Annotated in this window: 7 protein-coding genes; 1 reads left to right on the forward strand and 6 read right to left on the reverse strand. The window is 41.3% G+C overall.

Going from position 1 to position 7080, the window contains the following annotated elements:
• Positions 1–400 precede the first annotated feature (400 nt).
• Positions 401–586 (forward strand): hypothetical protein, encoded by a 186-nt coding sequence (locus JQC92_RS20100; protein WP_205001315.1) that lies wholly within the window; start codon positions 401–403, stop codon positions 584–586.
• 82 nt (positions 587–668) lie between these two features.
• Here the strand turns inward: JQC92_RS20100 and ubiA are convergent, their stop codons facing one another.
• From ubiA to JQC92_RS20130, 6 genes are all read right to left on the reverse strand, one after another.
• Positions 669–1523: a 4-hydroxybenzoate octaprenyltransferase gene (ubiA, locus tag JQC92_RS20105; protein WP_205001316.1), complete on the reverse strand. Its 855-nt coding sequence runs from the start codon at positions 1521–1523 to the stop codon at positions 669–671.
• A gap of 9 nt (positions 1524–1532) precedes the next feature.
• Entirely contained in the window at positions 1533–3734 is a 2202-nt protein-coding gene (gene uvrD / locus JQC92_RS20110; RefSeq protein ID WP_205001317.1) for a DNA helicase II, read from the reverse strand.
• A gap of 61 nt (positions 3735–3795) precedes the next feature.
• Complete coding sequence (locus tag JQC92_RS20115) at positions 3796–4314, reverse strand: hypothetical protein (protein ID WP_205001318.1); 519 nt, start codon at positions 4312–4314, stop codon at positions 3796–3798.
• Positions 4315–4521: 207 nt separating this feature from the next.
• On the reverse strand, positions 4522–5454 hold the full coding sequence (locus JQC92_RS20120; protein ID WP_129945817.1) for an SPFH domain-containing protein: 933 nt from the start codon (positions 5452–5454) through the stop codon (positions 4522–4524).
• A complete protein-coding gene (locus tag JQC92_RS20125; protein ID WP_129945781.1) occupies positions 5454–6383 on the reverse strand; it encodes an SPFH domain-containing protein in 930 nt (309 codons plus the stop codon). Before JQC92_RS20125 ends, JQC92_RS20120 begins: the two co-directional genes overlap by 1 nt.
• A gap of 5 nt (positions 6384–6388) precedes the next feature.
• Positions 6389–6850, reverse strand: a complete 462-nt coding sequence (locus JQC92_RS20130) for an NfeD family protein (RefSeq protein WP_205001319.1) — start codon at positions 6848–6850, stop codon at positions 6389–6391.
• Positions 6851–7080 lie beyond the last annotated feature (230 nt).

Raw genomic sequence — 7080 nt, forward strand, 5'->3', positions numbered from 1 at the left:
ATAAATGTAATCATTAGGTCTGTTTTGTTATAAAATAGTCTGTCATAAATAATATGATTTTTAGCGAGTAAACATTAGAAATTTTATTGCTGTGAGTGTTTGTTGCTGGCAAGGAATGGGGCAGAAATGAGCTAGAAAACATAACATTACAGCTCATACAGTATGATCTTTATTACCTCACTACATGTTCGTTGGGAACTTCTTTTAAATGGTGACAGCAGCATCTGCCCACATGCCATCACCTTTAGTTCTCTGGCCAGTGCTATGGACGTTTGGTTTATCAGCGCAAATAAAACATGAATAGTATATAGGTGAGCTGTTTGACGACCCAGGCTGAGTCATCTGTTTTTCAAATGAACTTAAACAACCATCACTATGAAAAACATGAAGTTTGTCGCAAATGTCAGTTTTTGCTTTTTGTTCAGTTGAAACCTGTAATCCACATAACGAGCAGCTTACAGGGTTTGTAGCTGATTCTATTGGAGGTTGGGCCTGTGGAGTACCAGAGCAAGGTGTTACTGCGGACATTGCCAAATACCGAGCTCAAGGATCAGGATATGACAATACCGCACAGATGATAAAATGACTATCCAATGTAAAATAAGTTTAATCTCATTTAATTATTTAAATTAGCACGTTAATGTAAATGAAAAGGAAATTCAGTATGACTAAAAATAATAATCGATAACAAGGCAAGCAAAGATGATTGCTCCAACACGATTATTATTTAAAAACGCTTTAAAGCAATCTTGCCTCTGCTTTCTTTTAATTAGGTTTTGTTGGTAAATTGCAAACCCAACAAACATGAGCATTCCAACGATATAAGCTACACCACGGTCATGAGATAACCCTGCCATGGTAAAACAAGCCAATGCCAGAAATTGAAAAAAGCCAATAATCTGAGTATCAAAACGCCCGAACAAAATCGCTGTCGATTTAACCCCAGCCTTAAGGTCGTCTTCTCTATCTACCATGCCATACATGGTGTCGTAAGCAATGGTCCAAAATAAATTACCGAAATAAAGCCACCATGCGATAACCGGTAACTGTTCGTTAACGGCCGCATAAGCCATAGGGATCGATAAACTCCAAGTGATCCCGAGAAACACTTGTGGCAGGTGAGTCCAACGTTTCATAAATGGGTATAAAGTCGTAAAAATGATGCCAACAACGGACAATAAAATTACGGTTTTATTGAGGAATAACACTAAAGTAAATGCAATGAATGTAAGAACACCAAATAAGCCTAGAGCCTCTCTACTGCTCACTTCTCCAGTCGCTAATGGCCGCCCTTTAGTTCGCTCAATTTTTCCATCCACTTTTCTGTCGGCAAAATCATTAATGACGCACCCACAAGCACGCATAACAACAACACCTAAAATAAAAATGACTAACAGATGCCACTGCGGAATCCCATCAGAGGCGAGCCATAGCGACATCAGACAAGGCCAAAGCAATAACAAAGTACCTATGGGTCTATCCATTCGCATTAAACGCACATAGGCGTCGAATTTTTGATTCATGGTATTTCCTTAAACCACTTCTAATTTCGCATAAGCGATGACTAACTTTTTCACACCTACATCATCAAAGTTCACTTGAATTCGAGCTTGAGGACCCGCACCTTCAAGCTCCATTACTCGACCCTCGCCAAATTTTGCATGCATTACTCGTTGTCCAACGCTAAAACCACTGTCGTTGTTTTGAGTAAATGCTGGTTTAGCTTGAGAAAAACTACTTCTACGTTGTGGGGCTGATGACATACGTGAAGGCTGCGGGATCGATACCTGGGTTTTAATGCGGATCTCGTCTTTGTATTCTTCAGGAATTTCTTTTAGAAAGCGTGATGGTCTTGAATAATCTTCACGGCCATAAATTCGTCGAGACTCAGCGTGAGTGATGGTCAATTTTTCCATCGCCCGTGTCATTCCCACATAACACAAACGACGCTCTTCATCTAAGCGATCACCTTCTTCCAGTGCCATTTTACTTGGGAAAAGCCCCTCTTCGACGCCAGCCATAAACACTTGTGGGAACTCGAGCCCTTTTGCCGAATGCAACGTCATTAATTGCACTGCATCAGTAAAAGCGTCGGCTTGCCCCTCACCCGCTTCCAGTGCCGCATGTGATAGAAAACCATTAAGCTCACCCATTTCTTCTAAATCTTCAGGCAGTTCAAAGGTCTTAGCTGCCGTTACCAGCTCCTCTAAGTTATCAATTCTTGCTTGTGCTTTTTCGCCTTTTTCGGCTTGATACATCGCCTTCAAACCTGAGTCTTGGATAACTTTATCTGTCGCACGATACAGTGGCATATCCTGCGTATCCTGCTGCATGGTAACGATTAAATCCATGAAACCTCGCACGGCATTCGCTGCTCTAGCTGCTAACATTTTCTCTTCAAGCACTCTTAGACAAGCATGCCATAAAGTCAGCTGCTCTTGGCGAGCGATATTTCGTAAAATATCCAATGTACGACCGCCAATGCCACGAGTCGGCGTATTCACGACACGTTCAAATGCCGCATCATCGTTTTTATTGGCCATCAAGCGCATATAACCCATTGCATCTTTAATTTCTTGGCGTTCGAAGAAGCGTAAACCACCATAAATGCGATAAGCTAATCCTTTGTGCAGTAACGCTTCTTCAAGTACACGCGATTGAGCATTTGAACGGTATAAAATCGCACAATCACTTAGGCTTCCACCGTTGTCGTGCCAATCATTTATCCGAGAAACAATAAAGCGGGCTTCGTCTAACTCATTAAAAGCACAATAAATCGCAATTTTTTCGCCATCTTTATCGTCAGTCCATAAGCTTTTACCGAGTCGCTCAGGGTTATTGGCAATCAGCTCATTAGAAGCATTAAGAATGTTCCCAGTAGAGCGATAGTTTTGCTCAAGACGAATGGTTTCAGCGCCAGTAAAGTCTTGTAGGAATTTGTGTAAATTTTCGACTTGAGCACCACGCCAACCGTAAATGGACTGATCATCATCACCAACAATCATCACGTTAGCCTGATTGCCTGCCAAGATACGAATCCAAGCATACTGAATGGCGTTGGTATCTTGAAACTCGTCCACCAGAATATGTTTAAACCGATCTTGATAATGCGCCAGCACATGTGGCTTATTGAGCCACAATTCATGAGCTCGTAATAGGATTTCCGCAAAATCCACCAGCCCAGCTCGATCACAGGATTCTTGATAAATTTGATAAATTTTAAGTAAATTCTGCTCAATCGGAAAAATGCCTGCATCAATATGCTTTGGACGTAAGCCCTGGTCTTTCTTACCGTTGATATAACCTTGCGCTTGTCTTGGAGGATATTGCTTTTCATCGAGGTTAAGGCTTTTCAACACTCGCTTAATTAAGCGCAGCTGATCGTCTGAATCTAAAATTTGGAAGCTTTGCGGCAAACCTGCATCTTGATAATGGGTTCGTAACAGTCGATGAGCAAGACCGTGGAAGGTACCAATCCACATACGACTCATGTTTGAGCCAACAACTTTCTCAACACGCTCACGCATTTCTGCTGCCGCTTTATTGGTAAAAGTTACTGCTAATATTGAAAATGGACTTTGATTTTCTGCTTGCATCAACCAAGCAATACGATGTGTTAATACTCGAGTTTTGCCACTTCCGGCACCCGCCAGTACTAACATGCTGGATTGTGGTGCTGAAACGGCCTGTTTTTGCTTTTCATTCAAGCCATCAAGTAAATAAGATACGTCCATTCTCGCCTCCAAAAATCTGAGACGAGATTATACCTATTTTACCGATAAATTCAGAGGCGATTTATCCTCGTTGTCCCGGCATCATGGGGCGACGCGTTGCGGCGCCGCCTGGTTGCGGTTTTCCGGGTTGAGATGGATTACCTGCACCAGGCTTACCCGCTCCTGCATTCGCTTGATTAAGATTATACAGTTTTAAATCCCATTCTTCAGCCGCTTCGATTAATTCACCCACCGCTTCTTTGATAAAACCTTTTGGTTTTCCTGAAATAATGATATTGCGATAAACTGTCACGTTGCGACATTCGGGTAATACCCCGATACCAAAACCACCACGAAACGGCTCAATCGCTCTTTCACCAAATTCAACAACCCAATCACCAGGTACATTATCTGGAAGAGTGTTTTGCGTTGTTACAGATAATCTCAAACTCATTTCTTGATGATCACGGTAAGCAGAGAGTGACAAAACAATATCCCGACCGTCCTCTTGGCGAGATAGCTCGCAAGTTAATACATTGTCATCACCAAAGGTGATCCCCTCAATACCTAGCTCTGAAAACGCTTCTTCGAAAATATCCATTGACCCACCGTGATAAACTCAGTTGTTTGGAAAGTTGATGTTTTATCTTCAAGATTAGTAAAACCCTGCAAAAACACCAAATATCTCCTTATTTTGCGCTTTCTGATTTAGCGCGATCAAGGTCATTAAATTAAACTTTGTTAATGTTTAAAACCAAAAAGGCCGAAATTAAAATTACAGCCTTTTCAAATTAGTACTTTTAAAGCCTCACTTCTGCTTTAAATCAATACTGCTCAACCAATGCTCAAAGTCCATCATATTACCTGGCAAAATGACTTTGTTTCCTTGCTGGCTCAACCCTTTAAATTGCTTCAAGTACTGCTCACCTAATTGCATTCTTAATGCATTTTGACCACCTGGGGCTGCAATCACGTCGGCTAACATTGCAATTGAGCTTGCCGTAGCTTTTGAAATTGTTAATATTTCTTCAGCTTTACCTTCAGCTTCATTAATCCGCTTTTGCATTTCACCTTCAGAGCGGTTTATCACCTCAGCTTTAATACCTTCTGATCGATTAATTTTACTCTGTTTATCACCTTCTGATTTTGCAAGCACGGCTCTGCGTTCACGCTCAGCATTAACCTGCATTTCCATGGCATTTTTAACGGTTTGCGGTGGCGTAATATTTTTTATTTCATATCTGTGAACACGAATCCCCCACATTGCACCAGCTTGATCAAGTACTTCCACCACTTTTGCAGAAATCACATCACGCTCTTCAAAAGTACGATCAAGCTCTAATGTGCCAATAACTGAACGAGTTGTCGTTTGCGCCAGTTGAATGGCTGCATAGCGATAGTCGGTAATGCCATAACTGGCTTTTACCGGATCAACGACCGAAATATAAATCACACCATCGACTTCTACATTCACTTCATCTTTCGAGAAACACTCTTGTGGCGGTACGCTAATGGTTTCTTCTTTAAGGTCGTGTAGATAAGCGACTTTATCGAAAAATGGGATAAGGGCATGAAACCCCGCATCTAACGTACTGTGATATTTACCGAGACGTTCAACAATATAGGCAGATTTAGTGGGTACCAAACGGATCGATTGAAACAACTTCAAAATAAAGACAATAAACAACAGTCCCCAAATTGCCATGACGATAAAGTCAGTATTAAGTTCAAAACCTTGCATCATGCATTTCCTCCATGCTGTCCTTTCATCGTTGCAGTGACTTGCTCCATCCCCTCGAAAAAGCCTTCTAATTTAGCAACTTCGGTTGGCACAACAGAAACTTGAGTCGTTTCTAAAATTTCACCAACTTGCTTAATAAACTGTTCTTTCAACAACATATTCATGGCTTCATTGCCGCCTGACTTTGCTAATGCTTCAGAAATATTAGCCATGCCTTGTGCTTTAGCGTTTGCAATAATTTCAATCTCTTGACCAGTGCCTTTTGCCTCGTTAATTCGCTTTTGCTTTTCACCTTCAGACAAATTAATTGCTTCTTGGCGATCACCCTCTGATGTATTAATGGTTGCCGCTTTTTCTGCATTCGCTAGGGTAATTTCAGCACGCTTTTGTCGTTCCGCTTCCATTTGTTTTTCAAGAGTATGAATAACATGAGGTGACGGAGATATATTGCGGATTTCGTATCGTAAAACTTTAATCCCCCAGGGCTCAGAGGCAATATCAATTTCACGAACAATGGACTCATTCAAGCTTTCGCGTTCAGAAAACGTTTTGCTTAAACTGAGTTTACCAATCTCTGAACGCATTGTGGTTTGTGCTAGGTTTACTGCAGCACGGCGATAATCTTCAATCCCGTAACTGGCAAGTTGGCCATCCATGACTTTTAAATACACTAAGCCATCAACTTCTAACTGAGTATTATCTTTAGAAATACAGCTCTGAGTAGGCACATCTAATACTTGCTCGCGAGTGTCATGCTTGTAAGCCACTCTATCTAGAAATGGAATTAAAAAGTGGAAACCAGGTTGTAATACCGCTCTGAATTTACCTAAACGTTCAATTACAGCAACCTCACGCATGGGTACAACGAGCATGAGCTTGTAAATAATAAATAGGAAAATCAGAAATATGATTGTAGGTGTAAGTAACATGTGCTTTAGTCCTTTTCTTCATTTCTTTCGACAACAAATGCAATATTTTGTTGACAAATTATTCGCACGACCTCTCCGGCCTCGATGACTGTACCGTCTGCGACAGCCGGCCAATCTGAACCTTGAAAGTGAATCCGTCCCTGTTTCTCTCCTGGACCAATGTTTTCTCTAACTTCTGCAACTTGCCCGAAAATGTCAATGGCTTCATCAGTGTTATCCACATGAGAATCTCCGCCAATCATTTTTTGGGTCAGGCCTCTAAAACCTAAAAGTAAAACAATTGAGGTGATAAACCAAACCGTTAAGCTTTGACTGATGCCTTCTACAATACCTCCCCAAAGTAAACTCGACACGACAATACATGCTGAGCCAAGAAGAATTACAATGCCTCCTGGCAAGATAATTTCGGCGAGAATGAGAACTAGTCCAATGATGGCCCAGACAACAACAGGATCTGAAAAGCTCATCTTTGCTCCTTGGTAAAAACCTTAACTTGATTATGGTTTATACAACCCAAGACATAATATGTCAAGAAAGTTATATCTCCAATAATACGGCTAAATTTCTTGCACAAATCGAGTAGGGTGAGGCATCACTGCCTCATCCCTCTCACAGAACCGTACGTACGGTTCTCGTATACGGCTCCTGCTTAATTCTATTCAGTTACTTCGTACTGAACACATATCCCGTTTGTACC

Source organism: Parashewanella hymeniacidonis (genome assembly GCF_016900895.1).
Classification (GTDB): domain Bacteria; phylum Pseudomonadota; class Gammaproteobacteria; order Enterobacterales; family Shewanellaceae; genus Parashewanella; species Parashewanella hymeniacidonis.

Excerpts from the sequence above, each read along its gene's own strand:
- JQC92_RS20100 (WP_205001315.1), top strand. The coding sequence starts at position 401 with ATGTCAGTTTTTGCTTTTTGTTCAGTTGAAACCTGTAATCCACATAAC.
- JQC92_RS20120 (WP_129945817.1), bottom strand. The coding sequence starts at position 5,454 with ATGCAAGGTTTTGAACTTAATACTGACTTTATCGTCATGGCAATTTGG.
- JQC92_RS20125 (WP_129945781.1), bottom strand. The coding sequence starts at position 6,383 with ATGTTACTTACACCTACAATCATATTTCTGATTTTCCTATTTATTATT.
- JQC92_RS20130 (WP_205001319.1), bottom strand. The coding sequence starts at position 6,850 with ATGAGCTTTTCAGATCCTGTTGTTGTCTGGGCCATCATTGGACTAGTT.
- uvrD (WP_205001317.1), bottom strand. The coding sequence starts at position 3,734 with ATGGACGTATCTTATTTACTTGATGGCTTGAATGAAAAGCAAAAACAG.
- JQC92_RS20115 (WP_205001318.1), bottom strand. The coding sequence starts at position 4,314 with ATGGATATTTTCGAAGAAGCGTTTTCAGAGCTAGGTATTGAGGGGATC.
- ubiA (WP_205001316.1), bottom strand. The coding sequence starts at position 1,523 with ATGAATCAAAAATTCGACGCCTATGTGCGTTTAATGCGAATGGATAGA.